The sequence below is a fragment of the Mycobacterium numidiamassiliense genome (genome assembly GCF_900157365.1).
Classification (GTDB): domain Bacteria; phylum Actinomycetota; class Actinomycetes; order Mycobacteriales; family Mycobacteriaceae; genus Mycobacterium; species Mycobacterium numidiamassiliense.
In genome coordinates this window covers 928,627-944,893 of sequence record NZ_FUEZ01000003.1, presented here as the reverse complement: position 1 = coordinate 944,893, position 16,267 = coordinate 928,627, and the positions used below count along the sequence as shown (strand labels likewise).

Annotated in this window: 17 protein-coding genes; 15 read left to right on the top strand and 2 right to left on the bottom strand. The window is 66.1% G+C overall.

Going from position 1 to position 16,267, the window contains the following annotated elements; genetic code table 11:
* The first annotated feature begins 36 nt into the window (after positions 1-36).
* The 6 genes from MNAB215_RS04335 to MNAB215_RS04310 are packed head-to-tail and all read left to right on the top strand — an operon-like array spanning position 37 to position 5,764.
* The gene (locus MNAB215_RS04335; protein ID WP_077077609.1) at positions 37-795 is read left to right on the top strand and encodes a deoxyribonuclease IV; all 759 of its coding nucleotides are present in this window, start codon (positions 37-39) and stop codon (positions 793-795) included.
* 10 nt (positions 796-805) lie between these two features.
* Positions 806-1,642, top strand: a complete 837-nt coding sequence (locus tag MNAB215_RS04330) for an extracellular catalytic domain type 1 short-chain-length polyhydroxyalkanoate depolymerase (protein ID WP_077077608.1) — start codon at positions 806-808, stop codon at positions 1,640-1,642.
* 46 nt (positions 1,643-1,688) lie between these two features.
* Complete coding sequence (locus MNAB215_RS04325; protein WP_077078410.1) at positions 1,689-3,317, top strand: acyl-CoA dehydrogenase family protein; 1,629 nt, start codon at positions 1,689-1,691, stop codon at positions 3,315-3,317.
* A gap of 8 nt (positions 3,318-3,325) precedes the next feature.
* A complete protein-coding gene (locus MNAB215_RS04320) occupies positions 3,326-4,264 on the top strand; it encodes a crotonase/enoyl-CoA hydratase family protein (protein WP_077077607.1) in 939 nt (312 codons plus the stop codon).
* A 13-nt stretch (positions 4,265-4,277) separates the two neighbouring features.
* Entirely contained in the window at positions 4,278-5,000 is a 723-nt protein-coding gene (locus MNAB215_RS04315; protein ID WP_077077606.1) for a PaaX family transcriptional regulator C-terminal domain-containing protein, read from the top strand.
* Positions 4,997-5,764, top strand: a complete 768-nt coding sequence (locus tag MNAB215_RS04310) for a crotonase/enoyl-CoA hydratase family protein (protein WP_077077605.1) — start codon at positions 4,997-4,999, stop codon at positions 5,762-5,764. The genes MNAB215_RS04315 and MNAB215_RS04310 overlap by 4 nt, the downstream gene beginning before the upstream one ends.
* Positions 5,765-5,774: 10 nt before the next feature.
* On the opposite strand, the gene MNAB215_RS04305 is transcribed toward MNAB215_RS04310, so the two are convergent.
* Together MNAB215_RS04305 and MNAB215_RS04300 are read right to left on the bottom strand one after the other, a co-directional pair.
* Positions 5,775-6,218 (bottom strand): DUF3060 domain-containing protein, encoded by a 444-nt coding sequence (locus tag MNAB215_RS04305; RefSeq protein WP_077077604.1) that lies wholly within the window; start codon positions 6,216-6,218, stop codon positions 5,775-5,777.
* A gap of 79 nt (positions 6,219-6,297) precedes the next feature.
* Positions 6,298-6,675, bottom strand: coding sequence for a DUF3060 domain-containing protein (locus MNAB215_RS04300; RefSeq protein WP_077077603.1), 378 nt, complete (start codon positions 6,673-6,675; stop codon positions 6,298-6,300).
* Positions 6,676-6,857: 182 nt separating this feature from the next.
* On the opposite strand from MNAB215_RS04300, the gene MNAB215_RS04295 reads away from it, so the two are divergent.
* From MNAB215_RS04295 to MNAB215_RS04255, 9 genes are all read left to right on the top strand, one after another.
* Entirely contained in the window at positions 6,858-7,505 is a 648-nt protein-coding gene (locus tag MNAB215_RS04295) for a TetR/AcrR family transcriptional regulator (RefSeq protein ID WP_077077602.1), read from the top strand.
* 269 nt (positions 7,506-7,774) lie between these two features.
* Positions 7,775-8,149 carry a 30S ribosomal protein S12 gene (gene rpsL, locus MNAB215_RS04290; protein WP_007167812.1) on the top strand — a complete coding sequence of 125 codons (375 nt, stop codon included), beginning with the start codon at positions 7,775-7,777 and terminating at the stop codon, positions 8,147-8,149.
* Positions 8,149-8,619: a 30S ribosomal protein S7 gene (rpsG, locus tag MNAB215_RS04285; protein ID WP_077077601.1), complete on the top strand. Its 471-nt coding sequence runs from the start codon at positions 8,149-8,151 to the stop codon at positions 8,617-8,619. Before rpsL ends, rpsG begins: the two co-directional genes overlap by 1 nt.
* 87 nt (positions 8,620-8,706) lie before the next feature.
* Complete coding sequence (gene fusA / locus MNAB215_RS04280) at positions 8,707-10,812, top strand: elongation factor G (RefSeq protein ID WP_077077600.1); 2,106 nt, start codon at positions 8,707-8,709, stop codon at positions 10,810-10,812.
* Positions 10,813-11,031: 219 nt separating this feature from the next.
* Positions 11,032-12,222 (top strand): elongation factor Tu, encoded by a 1,191-nt coding sequence (tuf, locus tag MNAB215_RS04275; RefSeq protein WP_077077599.1) that lies wholly within the window; start codon positions 11,032-11,034, stop codon positions 12,220-12,222.
* Between the two features lie 174 nt (positions 12,223-12,396).
* Positions 12,397-13,179: a PE family protein gene (locus MNAB215_RS30465; RefSeq protein WP_077077598.1), complete on the top strand. Its 783-nt coding sequence runs from the start codon at positions 12,397-12,399 to the stop codon at positions 13,177-13,179.
* A 128-nt stretch (positions 13,180-13,307) separates the two neighbouring features.
* On the top strand, positions 13,308-14,135 hold the full coding sequence (locus MNAB215_RS04265) for an SHOCT domain-containing protein (protein WP_077077597.1): 828 nt from the start codon (positions 13,308-13,310) through the stop codon (positions 14,133-14,135).
* A 77-nt stretch (positions 14,136-14,212) separates the two neighbouring features.
* Positions 14,213-15,040 carry a mycofactocin-coupled SDR family oxidoreductase gene (locus MNAB215_RS04260; RefSeq protein ID WP_077077596.1) on the top strand — a complete coding sequence of 276 codons (828 nt, stop codon included), beginning with the start codon at positions 14,213-14,215 and terminating at the stop codon, positions 15,038-15,040.
* Between the two features lie 9 nt (positions 15,041-15,049).
* Positions 15,050-16,261 (top strand): NAD(P)/FAD-dependent oxidoreductase, encoded by a 1,212-nt coding sequence (locus MNAB215_RS04255; RefSeq protein WP_077077595.1) that lies wholly within the window; start codon positions 15,050-15,052, stop codon positions 16,259-16,261.
* The last annotated feature ends 6 nt before the right edge of the window (positions 16,262-16,267 follow it).

Here is a 16,267-nt window from a genome sequence, read left to right as displayed (position 1 = left end):
CGTCTTGCCGTCGGGATCGCTCACTAGACTGGCGACGTGCTCATTGGTTCACATGTCAGTCCGCAGGACCCGCTGGCCGCAGCGCAGGCCGAGGGTGCTGACGTCGTTCAGATTTTCCTCGGTAACCCACAGAGCTGGAAGGCGCCCAAGCCGCGCGAGGACGCCGCCGTGCTGAAGGCCGCGGCGCTGCCGATCTACGTGCACGCGCCCTACCTGATCAACGTCGCGTCGGCGAACAACAAGGTGCGCATTCCCTCGCGCAAGATCCTGCAGCAGACCTGCGATGCGGCCGCCGACATCGGCGCCGCGGCGGTCATCGTGCACGGGGGACACGTCGCCGACGACAACGATTTGGACGAGGGTTTCGGCCGCTGGCGCAAGGCGCTCGACCAGTTAGAGACCCACGTTCCGGTCTACCTGGAAAACACCGCCGGCGGCGACCACGCCATGGCGCGCCGCTTCGACATCATCGGCCGCCTCTGGGATGTCATCGGCGACACCGGAATTGGCTTCTGCCTGGATACCTGCCACACCTGGGCGGCGGGTGAGGCGCTGGTCGACGCGGTGGATCGCATCAAGGCGATCACCGGCCGCATCGATCTGGTGCACTGCAACGATTCCAAGGACGAGGCGGGCTCGGGCCGCGACCGCCACGCCAATTTGGGCACCGGCCAGATCGATCCTGAGTTGCTGATCGCCGCGGTCAAAGCGGCGGGGGCGCCGGTGATCTGCGAGACCTCCGACGAGGGCCGCAAAGACGACATCGCGTTCCTGAAGGAAAAAGCCAACGGCTGAGCGCAGGCGCCTGCTCGGTCGACTCGCAACCCTGTTCGGGGTTGTTCTCCTGGTCGCGAGTTGCTCCTTCGGGCCTAGGCTGCCGTCGGGTTTCGTCGCCGGCATCAGCATCCACCACATCAGAGCCGCCGGATACGATCGCAGCTATCGGCTCTACCAGCCCACTGGAATGCCGGCGTCGGCTCCGCTGGTGGTGATGTTGCACGGCTTTTCCGGCAGTGGGGTGCAGGCCGAAAGTGATTACGGCTGGGACGGATTGGCCGAATCGGGCAAATTCGTCGTCGCCTACCCAGATGGTCTCGGCCGGGCCTGGAACGTCAACGGGGAAGGCTGCTGCGGGCGACCGGGACGAGAAGGTGTTGACGACGTCGCCTTCATCACCGCCGTTGTCGGCGACATCGCCAAGAACCTCGGCATCAACCCCGCCAAGGTCTATGCAACCGGCATGAGCAACGGCGGCATCATGTCCTACACACTGGCGTGCACCACCGATATCTTCTCAGCGATCGGCCCGGTCGCCGGCATTCAGCTGAACCCATGCCAGTCCCCGCATCCGACATCGGTCATACATATTCACGGCACCGCGGATCGGCTGGTGCCCTACGGCGGAGGGCAGGGTTTCAGCGTCATTAATGGCGCATCGGTTCCACAGGTCGATGCGTTCTGGCGAAACGTCGATCAATGCGGCGCTCCGGCCGTCACGACCAGTGGTCCGCTCACCACGTCGTCCGCAGGATGCGCCGAGGGCCGCCAAGTCGCGCTCATCACGATCGACCAGGGTGTCCACGAATGGCCGCCGTTCGCGACCCGGGTGCTGTGGGAGTTCTTCGCCGCGCACCCGCGGTAGTGTTACACCTCTTGTGCGGCTGTTAGGAAACTGTAATATGGGTGGCATGCCTGACACCCATGTCGTCACCAACCAGGTTCCGCCGCTGGAGAACTACAACCCCGCGACATCCCCGATGCTTGTCGAGGCCCTGATCCGCGAAGGCGGACAATGGGGGCTCGAAGAGGTCAACGAGGTTGGGGCGCTCTCGGCGAGCCACGAGGCTGCGCGCTGGGGCGAACTCGCCGACCGCAATCAGCCCATCCTGCACACCCATGACCGCACCGGGCACCGCGTCGACGAGGTCGAGTACGACCCCGCCTACCACGAGCTGATGCGCGCGGCGATCGCGCACGGCATGCACGCTGCGCCGTGGGCCGACGATCGGCCCGGCGCGCATGTGGTGCGGGCCGCCAAGACGTCGGCGTGGACCGTGGAACCGGGTCACGTGTGCCCGATCTCGATGACCTATGCCGTCGTCCCGGCACTGCGTTTCAACCCGGAGCTGTCGGCCGTGTACGAGCCGTTGCTCACCAGCCGCGAGTACGACCCGGAGCTGAAGCTGCCCACCACCAAGCCCGGCATCACCGCGGGCATGTCGATGACGGAGAAGCAGGGCGGCTCTGACGTGCGGGCCGGCACCACGCAGGCGACCCCGAATGGCGACGGCACCTACAGCCTGACCGGACACAAGTGGTTCACCTCGGCGCCGATGTGTGACATCTTCCTGGTGCTGGCGCAGGCGCCGAATGGGCTGTCGTGCTTCATGTTGCCGCGGATCTTGCCCGACGGGACCCGCAACCGGATGTTCCTGCAGCGGCTCAAGGACAAGCTGGGCAACCACGCCAACGCGTCGAGCGAGGTCGAATATGACGGCGCCACCGCGTGGCTGGTCGGCGAGGAGGGCCGCGGCGTCCCGACCATCATCGAGATGGTGAACCTCACCCGGCTGGACTGCGCACTGGGCAGTGCCACCAGCATGCGCACCGGCCTGACCCGCGCCATCCACCACGCTCAGCATCGAAAGGCGTTCGGCGCCTATCTGATTGACCAACCACTGATGCGCAACGTGCTGGCCGACCTGGCCGTGGAGGCCGAGGCCGCCACCATCGTCGCAATGCGGATGGCCGGCGCCACCGACAAGGCGGTGCGTGGAGACCAGACCGAGGCTTTGCTGCGCCGCATCGGCCTGGCCGCAAGCAAGTACTGGATCTGCAAGCGCGCCACCCCGCACGCGGCCGAGGCGCTGGAGTGCCTGGGCGGCAACGGCTATGTCGAAGAGTCCGGGATGCCGCGGCTCTACCGTGAGGCCCCGCTGATGGGTATCTGGGAGGGATCGGGCAATGTCAGCGCGCTGGATACGCTGCGCGCCATGGCAACTCGTCCCGAATGCATCGAGGTGTTGTTCGGCGAACTGGCCGACAGCGCGGGTCAGGACGTCAGGCTGGGCAGCCACGTCGAGCGGCTCCGACAAGACCTGACCGACCTGGACACTATCCAATACCGCGCCCGCAAGGTCGCCGAAGACATCTGCCTGGCGCTGCAGGGGTCGCTGCTGGTGCGTCACGGCCATCCCGCCGTCGCCGAGGCATTCCTGGCGACCAGGCTGGGCGGCGCGTGGGGTGGCGCGTTCGGCACTATGCCGACCGGCCTGGACCTGGCGCCCATATTGGAGCGGGTTCTGGTAAAGGGCTGAGCCGCAACATGACTCACGCGATCAGGCCGGTCGACTTCAACAACCTGAAGACGATGACCTACGAGGTCACCGGCCGCGTAGCCCGCATCACCTTCAATCGGCCGGACAAAGGCAACGCGATCGTCGCCGACACCCCGCTGGAACTCTCGGCGTTGGTGGAACGTGCCGACCTCGACCCGAACGTGCACGTCATCCTCGTGTCCGGGCGCGGCGAGGGCTTCTGCGCGGGCTTCGACCTGTCCGCCTACGCCGACCGCACCGGCTCGGCCGGTGGCACCGGGGCGTATCAGGGCACGGTGCTCGACGGCAGGACCCAGGCCATCAACCACATGCCGGATCAGCCGTGGGACCCGATGATCGACTACCAGATGATGAGCCGGTTCGTCCGCGGTTTCTCCAGCCTTATGCACGCCGACAAGCCGACGGTCGTCAAGATCCACGGCTACTGCGTGGCCGGCGGAACCGACATCGCACTGCACGCCGACCAGGTGATCGCCGCCGCGGACGCCAAGATCGGCTACCCGCCGACCCGGGTCTGGGGTGTCCCGGCCGCTGGCCTGTGGGCGCACCGCCTCGGCGACCAGCGCGCCAAACGTCTGCTGTTCACCGGCGATTCGATCACCGGAGCCCAGGCCGCCGAATGGGGCCTCGCCGTAGAGGCACCCGATCCGAAAGACCTTGACGAGCGTACTGAGCGACTGGTGGAGCGAATCGCCGCGGTGCCGGTCAACCAGCTGATCATGGTCAAGCTCGCGTTGAATTCCGCTCTGCTGCAACAGGGTGTGGCCACCAGCAGGATGGTCAGCACCGTGTTCGACGGCGTCGCGCGCCACACGCCCGAAGGGCATGCCTTTGTCGCCGACTCGATCGAGCACGGCTTCCGCGAGGCGGTGCGCCATCGCGATGAGCCGTTCGGCGACTACGGCCGGCAGACGTCTCAGGTCTAGGCGGGTGTAATCCATGCCGAACATGACGGCCCGTTCCGTGGTGCTCAGTGTGCTGCTCGGTGCGCACCCCGCGTGGGCCAGCGCCGGCGAATTGATTAGGCTGACAGCCGATTTCGGTATCAAGGAGGCGACGCTACGCGTTGCGCTGACCCGCATGGTCGGTGCCGGCGACCTGATCCGGTCCGACGACGGCTATCGGCTTTCGGATCGGCTGCTGGCCCGCCAGCGCCGCCAGGACGACGCCATGCGCCCGCAAACCCGGGCCTGGCACGGTTACTGGCACGCCCTGATCGTCACCACAGTGGGTACCGATGCCCGCAGCCGCGCCGCGTTGCGAACCAGCATGCACCACAAGCGCTTCGGTGAACTGCGCGAGGGCGTGTGGATGCGGCCCGACAATCTGGACTTCGAGCTGGAGCCCGACGTCGCGCACCGGGTGCGGGTGCTGAGGGCACGCGATGACGCGCCGGAGCAGCTGGCCGGTCAGCTGTGGGACCTGCCCGAGTGGACCAGGGCGGGTGACCGATTGCTCGACGAGATGGCCGAAGCGGCCGACATTCCCGGCCGATTCATGGTCGCCGCGGCGATGGTGCGCCACCTGCTCACCGATCCGATGTTGCCCTCCGAGTTGCTGCCCGCGGATTGGCCGGGCGCGCGGCTGCGCGCCGCCTACTATGACTTCGCCACGGAACTGGCGCAACGACGTGACCTCACCCAACTGTTGGAGGCGAAATGAACGAGCCGGTGCGTGTGGAGCGCAAGGGTCCGGTTACCACGGTGATTCTGAACCGGCCGGGCGCGCGAAATGCTGTCAACGGTCCCACCGCCGCCGCACTCTGCGCTGCCTTCGACGAATTCGACCGTGACGATTCCGCCTCGGTGGCGGTGCTCTGGGGCGACGGCGGAACCTTCTGTGCGGGAGCCGATTTGAAGGCCTTTGGTACGCCGGAGGCCAACGTCGTGCATCGAACCGGGCCCGGCCCGATGGGCCCGTCGCGAATGGTGTTGTCCAAACCGGTAATTGCCGCGGTGAGCGGCTACGCCGTGGCCGGTGGTCTGGAGTTGGCCATCTGGTGTGACCTACGGGTCGCCGAGGAGGACGCCGTGTTCGGCGTGTTCTGCCGCCGCTGGGGAGTGCCGCTCATCGACGGGGGCACGGTGCGGCTGCCGCGGCTGATCGGCCACAGCCGGGCGATGGACCTGATTCTCACCGGCCGCGCGGTAGCCGCCGACGAAGCGCTGGCGATCGGGTTGGCCAATCGGGTGGTGGCCAAAGGCCAAGCGCGGCAAGCCGCCGAGGAGCTGGCCGCCGAATTGGCCGCCCTGCCGCAGCAGTGCCTGCGCTCCGATCGGCTGTCGGCGCTTGAGCAGTGGGGGCTGCCGGAATCGGAGGCCATCGACCGCGAATTCGCCAGCATCTCGAAAGTCGCCGCCGAAGCAAATGAAGGGGCCGGGCGGTTCGCCGCGGGCGCCGGGCGCCACGGAGCGCCAGCCGGTTAGGCGCCGGCGATCAGCTCGCTTTGTTGATCGTGTTGCCCGAGCCGAGGTTGTCCACCTTGGGGTCGCCGTCCTTGTAGGTGATGGCGTTGTTCAGTCCCAGCACCGTGATGCGGGTGTCGACCTTGTCGAAGTTGATCTTGTTGTTGGTACCGCCGATGGACGCCGTCGCGCAGCTACCGGTGATGGTCAGGGTGTTGTCCGAACCGGCCACGTTCAGCGATTTGCCGCTGCCGCAGTCCAGCGTCGCGGTCGTCCCCATCGATCCGTAGTTCAGCGTGTTGCCGATCTCGACCGACGCGGTGGTGCTCGCGCTGGTGCCGGTGGTCGGTGCGGCCGCGGCGCTCGTCGTCGTGGTGCTGCTGGTCGTTGCGGTGCCGCCCGGCGGGTTGGCGGTCGAACTGCAGCCGGCCAGTGCCAAGGCCGCGACGGCCGGGGCCAGCGCGTAGGCGGCCATCCTGGACGATCGGTCAATCATGTTGGCGCGCAACGCTCCTCGATTCCTTCGATTGGGCTCACAACAGGGTCGGCGCGGCTCAGCTTCCGACTTGCTGCAGCCGATTGGTCATGCCCAGTTCGCGTCCGCGGTCCCAGAGGATCGGCGAGCCGCCTTTGTAGAACACCGTCTGGTCGTAGCCGTACACGGTGATGTCGTGGCTGACCGAATCGGCGACGACGGTGTTGCCCGAGCCCATCATCGTCACCGCGTAGCAGTTGCCCAGCGCGGTCACGTTGTTGTTCGTGCCATTGACGACCAGGGTGGCGTCATTGCAGTCGAGCACCTGCTCGATGCCCATCCCGATGATGTGGGTGTCGCCGTTCTTGGCGTGCGCGGCCGGTGGTGGGGCAGCGACCGTGGCCGCGACGGCAGCGACACAGGTGGCCAGCGAGCCGGTGACGGCTGTCCAATTCAATGCGGGCCCCCTCGCGACGGGTGAATCTGCACGAATGAGCCTACGTGCATTTGCCTGCTCGGTGGCGAACTTTTTCCTCCGCGACCGCGCCGCCACGCCGCGGCCGGGCAGTTTCGCGACCGGGTCAACTAGAGTCATTAGTTGGCCTGCACCTGGGTCACCGCAATCGAAGGGCGATCGCCATGGCAGCTCAGCCAGTACCGCCGCCGGCGGCCGGGCGCCAGCGTGGGGGAAGATCCCCGTCCCGCCCGGCCAAGCTGAGCCGCGACGGCATCGTCGAAGGCGCGCTGACTTTCCTGGACCGGGAGGGCTGGGATTCGCTGACCATCAACGCGCTGGCCACCCAGCTGGGGACCAAGGGGCCGTCGCTGTACAACCACGTGGACAGCCTGGAAGACCTGCGCCGCGCGGTGCGGATCCGGGTCATCGACGACATCATCAGAATGCTCAATAGGGTCGGCGAGGGGCGCGCCCGCGATGACGCCGTGCTGGTCATGGCCGGTGCCTACCGCAGCTACGCGCATCACCACCCGGGCCGCTACTCGGCGTTCACCCGGATGCCCCTGGGCGGTGACGACCCCGAATACGCCGCCGCCACCCGGGGCGCGGCCGCGCCGGTGATCGCCGTGTTGTCCTCCTACGGTCTGGACGGCCAGGAGGCGTTCTACGCGGCGCTGGAATTCTGGTCTGCGCTGCACGGCTTCGTCCTGTTGGAGATGACCGGCGTCATGGACGACATCGACACCGACGCGCTGTTCTCCGACATGGTGTTACGCCTGGCTACGGGCCTGGACAGGCGCACCGCCCAGCACGGCGCCGGGCCGAACTGACCGCCGACCGGCCTCCGGGGGCGGGCGTGCGGCCGCCGCTTTGACCTGCCAGACCAGCGCCGGGTATTGTGGTAGCTCGTGCCTGGCGGCTTACGACGCCTGACGTAAGGAAGTGAATGCCGGGCTAATTCGCATGTCTCCGACGCACGGATGAATTCCGCTGCTGAGCGCTTGCGACACACCCGGCCGCGGGGTAAGGCGGCAGGGCATAACTGCAGTACACAGACTTAAGAACGCCAAGAAAGACCTCGAACACAGAAAGCCGGTAGATGCCAACCATTCAGCAGCTGGTCCGCAAGGGTCGCCGCGACAAGATCGCCAAGGTCAAAACCGCGGCCCTGAAGGGCAGCCCGCAGCGCCGTGGGGTATGCACCCGCGTGTACACCACCACCCCGAAGAAGCCGAACTCGGCGCTTCGGAAGGTCGCGCGTGTGAAGCTGACGAGCCAGGTCGAGGTCACGGCTTACATCCCGGGCGAAGGCCACAATCTGCAGGAGCACTCGATGGTGCTGGTCCGCGGCGGTCGGGTGAAGGACCTGCCCGGTGTGCGGTACAAGATCATCCGCGGTTCGCTCGACACTCAGGGTGTCAAGAACCGCAAGCAGGCGCGCAGCCGCTACGGCGCCAAGAAGGAGAAGAGCTAATGCCGCGCAAGGGCCCCGCGCCGAAGCGCCCGCTGGTCAACGACCCGGTCTACGGGTCGCAGCTCGTGACGCAGCTCGTCAACAAAGTCCTGCTGGACGGGAAGAAATCGCTGGCCGAACGCATTGTCTATGGTGCGCTCGAACAAGCCCGGGACAAGACCGGCACCGATCCGGTCGTCACCCTGAAGCGCGCCATGGACAACGTCAAGCCCGCCCTCGAGGTGCGCAGTCGCCGCGTCGGTGGCGCCACCTACCAGGTCCCGGTCGAGGTACGTCCGGAACGCTCGGTGACGCTGGCCCTCCGTTGGTTGGTCAGCTTCTCCAAGCAACGCCGGGAGAAGACCATGGTCGAGCGGTTGGCGAACGAGATCCTCGACGCCAGCAACGGCCTGGGTGCCGCCGTCAAACGACGTGAGGACACCCACAAGATGGCCGAGGCCAACCGCGCCTTCGCGCACTATCGCTGGTAGAGGCGCCAGCGGCGCCCAACTGGCACAGTGGCCAGGCGTGAACCAACAGCGAACTAACTACGCAATCGAAAGAGTGGGAAGACTTCTGTGGCACAGAAGGACGTGCTGACCGACCTGACCAAGGTCCGCAACATCGGCATCATGGCGCACATCGACGCCGGCAAGACCACGACGACCGAGCGCATCCTCTACTACACCGGCATCAGCTACAAGATCGGTGAGGTGCACGACGGCGCCGCCACCATGGACTGGATGGAACAGGAACAGGAGCGGGGGATCACCATCACCTCCGCCGCTACCACCTGCTTCTGGAACGACAACCAGATCAACATCATCGACACCCCGGGCCACGTCGACTTCACCGTCGAGGTGGAGCGCAGCCTGCGCGTGCTCGATGGTGCCGTCGCGGTGTTCGACGGTAAGGAAGGTGTCGAGCCGCAGTCCGAGCAGGTGTGGCGTCAGGCCGACAAGTACGACGTGCCGCGCATCTGCTTCGTCAACAAGATGGACAAGATCGGCGCCGACTTCTACTTCTCGGTCAAGACCATGGAAGACCGGCTGGGCGCGAACGTCATTCCGATCCAGCTGCCGGTCGGCTCCGAGGGCGACTTCGAGGGCATCGTCGACCTGGTCGAGATGAAGGCCAAGGTGTGGCGGGGCGAGACCAAGCTCGGCGAGACCTACGAGACCATCGACATCCCGGTTGAACTCCAGGAGAGGGCCGACGAGTACCGCACCAAGCTGCTCGAAGCCGTCGCCGAGACCGACGAAGCACTGTTGGAGAAGTATTTCGGCGGCGAGGAACTGTCGGTCGCGGAGATCAAGGGTGCGCTGCGCAAGCTCACCATCAGTTCGTCGGCTTACCTCGTGCTGTGCGGTAGCGCGTTCAAGAACAAGGGCGTGCAGCCGATGCTGGACGCCGTCATCGACTACCTGCCCTCGCCGCTGGACGTGCCGCCGGCCGTCGGCCACGCGCCCGGCAAGGAAGACGTAGAAGTCATCCGCAAGCCGTCGACCGACGAGCCGTTCTCGGCTCTGGCGTTCAAGGTCGCCACGCACCCGTTCTTCGGCAAGCTCACCTACGTGCGGGTGTACTCGGGCAAGGTTGATTCCGGGTCACAGGTCATCAACTCCACCAAGGGCAAAAAGGAGCGGCTGGGCAAGCTGTTCCAGATGCACGCCAACAAGGAGAACCCGGTGGAAACCGCCTCGGCGGGCCACATCTACGCGGTCATCGGCCTCAAGGACACCACAACAGGTGACACCCTGAGCGACCCGAACGACCAGGTTGTGCTGGAGTCGATGAGCTTCCCCGATCCGGTGATCGAGGTGGCGATCGAGCCCAAGACCAAGAGCGACCAGGAGAAGCTGAGCCTGTCGATCCAGAAGCTCGCCGAAGAGGATCCCACCTTCAAGGTGCACCAGGACAACGAGACCGGCCAGACCGTCATCGGCGGCATGGGCGAGCTGCACCTGGACATCCTGGTGGACCGCATGCGCCGTGAGTTCAAGGTCGAGGCCAATGTCGGTAAGCCCCAGGTGGCCTACAAGGAGACGATCAAGCGCGCGGTCGACAAGGTCGAGTTCACCCACAAGAAGCAGACGGGTGGATCCGGCCAGTTCGCGAAGGTGCTCATTGCCATCGAGCCGTTCCGTGGCGAGGACGGCGCCACCTACGAGTTCGAGAACAAGGTCACCGGTGGTCGCATCCCGCGTGAGTACATCCCCTCGGTGGACGCCGGCGCCCAAGACGCGATGCAATATGGCGTGCTTGCCGGTTATCCGTTGGTGAACTTGAAGGTCACGTTGCTCGATGGCGCCTACCACGAGGTGGACTCCTCGGAAATGGCGTTCAAGATCGCCGGTTCGCAGGTACTGAAAAAGGCTGCGCAGCAAGCGCAACCAGTCATCCTGGAGCCGATCATGGCCGTCGAGGTCACGACGCCCGAGGACTACATGGGTGACGTGATCGGCGACTTGAACTCCCGCCGTGGCCAGATCCAGGCCATGGAGGAGCGGAGCGGTGCACGCGTCGTTCGGGCGCACGTGCCGCTGTCGGAGATGTTCGGCTACGTCGGCGACCTGCGGTCCAAGACTCAAGGCCGGGCGAACTACTCCATGGTGTTCGACTCGTACGCCGAAGTTCCGGCGAACGTCTCCAAGGAGATCATCGCGAAGGCGACGGGCGAGTGAGTGTCAACTCACGAGCGCGGAGGCGAGCAATGCGCCGAAGCGAAGGCGACGGGCGAGTGAGTGTCAACTCACGAGCGCGGAGGCGAGCAATGCGCCGAAGCGAAGGCGACCGGTGCGTGAACATCGGCTCGGAGTAACCTGGCCCGGTCACTAACCGCGGCACAACTGAAAACATCAACACTGCTTTAACAAGCACTAACAGTCCAGGAGGACAATAAAGTGGCGAAGGCGAAGTTCGAGCGGACGAAGCCGCACGTCAACATCGGGACCATCGGTCACGTTGACCACGGCAAGACCACCCTGACCGCGGCTATCACCAAGGTCTTGCACGACAAGTACCCCACCCTGAACGAGTCGCGCGCGTTCGACCAGATCGACAATGCGCCCGAGGAGCGTCAGCGCGGCATCACGATCAACATCTCCCACGTGGAGTACCAGACCGAGAAGCGGCACTACGCCCACGTCGATGCCCCGGGTCACGCCGACTACATCAAGAACATGATCACCGGTGCGGCCCAGATGGACGGTGCGATCCTGGTGGTTGCCGCTACCGACGGTCCGATGCCGCAGACCCGTGAGCACGTGCTGCTGGCACGTCAGGTCGGTGTGCCCTACATCCTGGTCGCGCTGAACAAGGCCGACGCGGTGGACGACGAGGAGCTACTTGAGCTTGTCGAGCTCGAGGTCCGCGAGCTGCTGGCCGCCCAGGAGTTCGACGAGGAGGCCCCGGTCATCCGGGTCTCGGCGCTCAAGGCGCTCGAGGGCGACGCGAAGTGGGTCGAGTCCGTCGAGGAGCTGATGGACGCCGTCGACGAGTCGATTCCGGACCCGGTCCGCGAGACCGACAAGCCGTTCCTGATGCCGGTCGAGGACGTCTTCACCATCACCGGTCGTGGCACCGTGGTGACCGGCCGTGTGGAGCGCGGCGTGATCAACGTCAACGAAGAAGTCGAGATCGTCGGAATCAAGCCGACCAGCACCAAGACCACGGTCACCGGTGTGGAGATGTTCCGCAAGCTGCTCGACCAGGGCCAGGCCGGCGACAACGTCGGGCTGCTGCTGCGTGGTATCAAGCGTGAGGACGTCGAGCGCGGTCAGGTTGTCGTCAAGCCGGGCACCACCACGCCGCACACCGAGTTCGAGGGCAGCGTCTACATCCTGTCCAAGGACGAAGGTGGCCGGCACACGCCGTTCTTCAACAACTACCGTCCGCAGTTCTACTTCCGCACCACCGACGTGACCGGTGTGGTGACGCTGCCGGAGGGTACCGAGATGGTGATGCCCGGTGACAACACCAACATCACGGTGAAGCTGATCCAGCCCGTCGCCATGGACGACGGTCTGCGGTTCGCGATCCGCGAGGGTGGCCGTACCGTCGGCGCCGGCCGAGTCGTCAAGATCATCAACTAGGTTCGTCCGACTCAGCAAAGTCTGTTACAAGGCCCGAATTGCCGCGTAGGCAATTCGGGCCTTGTACTTTCGTTTGCGTCAGTATCTTCCTAGAAACTCCGGTAATATCTGCGTTGTCCAGTCTCGGGTTGACGGTGCATTCAGCCGGCCGTCGCGGTCTGGCGGGAGGATCGGATGTCGTTTGTCAACGCGACGCCGGAGTATGTGGCGGCGGCGGCATCCGACCTGGCAAATATCGGGTCCACGATCAGTTCCGCCAACTCAGCAGCAGTGGGTCCGACCTCGAGTGTTTCCGCCGCGGGTGCCGACTCCGTGTCGGCGGCGATCGCCCAGTTGTTTGGTGCGCATGCGCAGGCGTATCAGGCGATCAGCGCCCAGGCGGCGCAATTCCACCAGCAGTTTGTGCAGCTCATGAGCTCCGGCGCGGCCGAGTACGCCAGCGCCGAGGCGGCGAACGCCGGGCCCCTTCAGGCATCCCAGCCGCTGATCGGCGGCGCGGCCCAGGCGGGTTCGGTGGCGGCGGGAGTGCCGACGGCCAGCGCCGTCCAGCCGGCCGCGGTGGCGCCGGTCGCCGCTGCGCCCGCCGTCGCGGCGGGCCACCTGTCGTCCGCCATTTCGCCGGGGTTGGCGTCACCGGCGGCGGGGCCGGCCACCGCACCGGCCGCGGCGGCCTCAGCCGGGCCGCCGACGTCGATTGCTGCGCCGATATCCACGACAAAGGCCGAGACGCCGGCCTACCCGTCGGGACCAGTGCCGCCGGTGGCGACGCCGGCGACGGGAGTGCCCGGGCCGGTCAGCGCGCCGATAACGCAACTGTCAGCGGATTCCGGAGGATTCGCTCCGGCCAATGCGCTGCCGGCGGTGGTGCCGCCAGTGGCCGGCGCCGCGGCGGTGGCACCCGCTCATCCTCCGGCACCCGCCGCACCCAAGGAGCGGCCGAAGGTGACGCCGCGCTGATCGGGAACGGTGTGGGCGATCCGCTCGACCTCCCAAGCTATGAGCAGACTCTGAGACGCACGTTGTTTGCGCACGCGGCGCCGATTCAGCGCTAACCTGACACGAACTTCCCAAATCAGGAGGGTCACGTGTTGGCGCGCTACCTCAAGACACAGTTGTTGGTTTTGCTGTGCGGTGGCCTGGTCGGGCCGATCTTTCTGGTCGTCTACTTCACGCTGGGCCTGGACAACCTGCTGCAGTGGATGCTTTACGTGGGCCTGCTCATCACCGTGGCCGACGTGCTCATCGCACTCGCATTGACCAACTATGGGGCGAAGTCGGCGGCCAAATCGGCGGAGCTGGAGCAGCACGGGGTGCTGGCGCTCGCTCAGATCACCGGCCTGGCCGAGACCGGGACCCGGATCAACGAGCAGCCGGTGGTGAAGGTGAGCCTGCACATAGCCGGATTCGGCTTCCTGCCGTTCGACAGCCAGGACCGGGTCATCGCCAACGTCACACGGCTGGGCAACCTCACCGCGCGCAAGGTCGTGGTCCTGGTCAATCCGACCACCCAGGAATACCAAATCGACTGGGAGCGCAGCGCTTTGGTGAACGGACTGATGCCGGCTCAATTCACGGTGGCCGAGGACAACAGAACCTACGACCTGAGCGGACAAGCCGGGCCGCTGATGGAGATCCTGCAGATCCTCAAGGCCAACGGGGTTCCGCTGAACCGGATGGTCGATATCCGGTCGAACCCGGCACTGCGCCAGCAGATCCAGGCCGTGGTGCGCCGCGCCGCCGAACAACAATCGCCCGCCGCCCAGCCCGCGGGCGCCGGGCCTATCCCCGCTGCCCCACCGGTGCAGCAGCCGATCGCCGAGCGGCTGCAGGAGCTCGAGGCGCTGCGCGCCAAGGGTGTTGTGACCGACGAGGAGTACAACTCCCGGCGTGCCCAGATCATCTCGGAAATCTGAGCCTGGCAGGACTTCGGGCCAAGCTAGAACACGTTCCAGTTTCGCTGTTAGCCTGTCTTCGGCGAAAGGGGCATGCCGTGGCCGCAGGGGCTGGATCACTACAGGGACGGGTGGCATTCGTTACCGGTGCCGCTCGCGCCCAGGGGCGAGCGCACGCGGTGCGGCTCGCCCGCGAGGGCGCCGACATCATCGCGCTCGACATCTGCGCGCCGGTCTCGAGCACCATCACCTATACGCCGGCCACGCCCGAGGATCTGAGCGAGACGGTCCGCCTGGTCGAGGCCGAGGGCCGCAAGGTGCTCGCGCGGGAGGCCGACATTCGCGACGACGTCGCGCTGCGCGAGCTTGTCGCTGATGGCGTCGAACAGTTCGGCCGCCTCGACATCCTCGTCGCCAACGCCGGGGTGCTGGGCTGGGGCCGACTGTGGGAGCTCAGCGACGAGCAGTGGGACACCGTCATCGGGGTCAACCTGACGGGCACGTTTCGCACCCTGCGCGCCGCGATACCCACGATGATCGAGGCCGGCCACGGGGGCTCCATCGTGCTGGTCAGTTCGTCGGCGGGGCTGAAGGCCACGCCAGGCAACAGCCATTACTCGGCGAGCAAGCACGGAGTCACCGGGCTGACCAACTCGTTGGCGATCGAGCTGGGCGAATACGGCATCCGGGTCAACTCGATTCACCCGTATTCAATCGACACCCCAATGATCGAACCCGAAGCGATGATGGAGATTTTCGCCAAGCATCCCACCTATGTGCACAGCTTCCCGCCAATGCCGTTGCAGTACAAGGGCTTCATGACGGCGGACGAGGTGGCCGACGTCGTGGTCTGGCTCGCCGGCGACGGTTCCGCCACCTTGTCGGGCACGCAGATCCACGTAGACAAGGGCGCCTTAAAGTACTGAATCGCGATCGTGTATGAACACCACGTGACCAGTAGCCAAGGCGTGCACCACAGCGACAAGGGGATCGTGATCGTCGGCGGCGGTCTCGCCGCCGCCCGGACCGCCGAGCAACTGCGCCGGTCGGAGTTCACCGGGCGCATCACCATCGTGAGCGATGAGGAGCACCTGCCCTACGACCGGCCGCCCCTCTCCAAGGAGGTGCTGCGCAAAGAGGTCGATGACGTGGCCCTCAAACCGCGCGACTTCTACGACGAAAAAGGCATCATCTTGCGGCTGGGTGCCGCGGCCACCAGCCTGGACACCACCGCGCAGACCGTGACCCTCGCCGACGGTACGGTGCTCGGCTACGACGAGCTGGTGATCGCCACCGGTCTGGTGCCCCGGCGGATTCCGGCGTTCCCGGATCTCGAAGGAATCCGGGTGCTGCGGTCATATGACGAGAGCATGGCGTTGCGCGAACACGCATCCGAGGCGCGGCACGCCGTCGTCGTCGGCGCCGGCTTCATCGGCTGCGAGGTCGCAGCCAGCCTGCGCAGCCTGGGGGTCGAGGTGGTGCTGGTCGAACCGCAGCCGACGCCGTTGGCGTCCGTGCTCGGCGAGCAGATCGGTGCCCTGGTGTCGCGGCTGCACCGCGCGGAAGGCGTGGATGTGCGCACCGGCATCGGCGTGGCGCAGGTCCGCGGTGATCAGCACGTCGAACAGGTGGTGCTCGACGACGGCACCGAGCTGACGGCCGACCTGGTGGTCGTCGGAATCGGATCACGACCGGCCACCGAGTGGCTGCAGGGCAGCGGCGTCGAGGTCGACAACGGGGTGATCTGCGACGAGACCGGACGGACCAGCGCGGCGAACGTCTGGGCGCTCGGCGACGTCGCGTCCTGGCGTGACGCAACGGGACATCAAGCGCGCGTGGAACATTGGAGCAACGTCGCCGATCAGGCCCGGGTAGTAGTGCCCGCCATGCTGGGCCAGGATGTGCCGGATGTGGTTGTCGTGCCGTACTTCTGGAGCGACCAGTATGACGTCAAGATCCAGTGCCTGGGCGAGCCGGAAGCCACCGACACCGTGCACCTGGTCGAAGACGACGGACGAAAATTCCTGGCCTACTACGAACGCGACGGGGTCGTGGTCGGCGTCGTCGGCGGCGGGATGCCCGGCAAGGTCATGAAGGCCCGCGGCAAAATCGCCGCCGCTACCCCCATCTCCGAGATGCTGGGTTAGCACCTG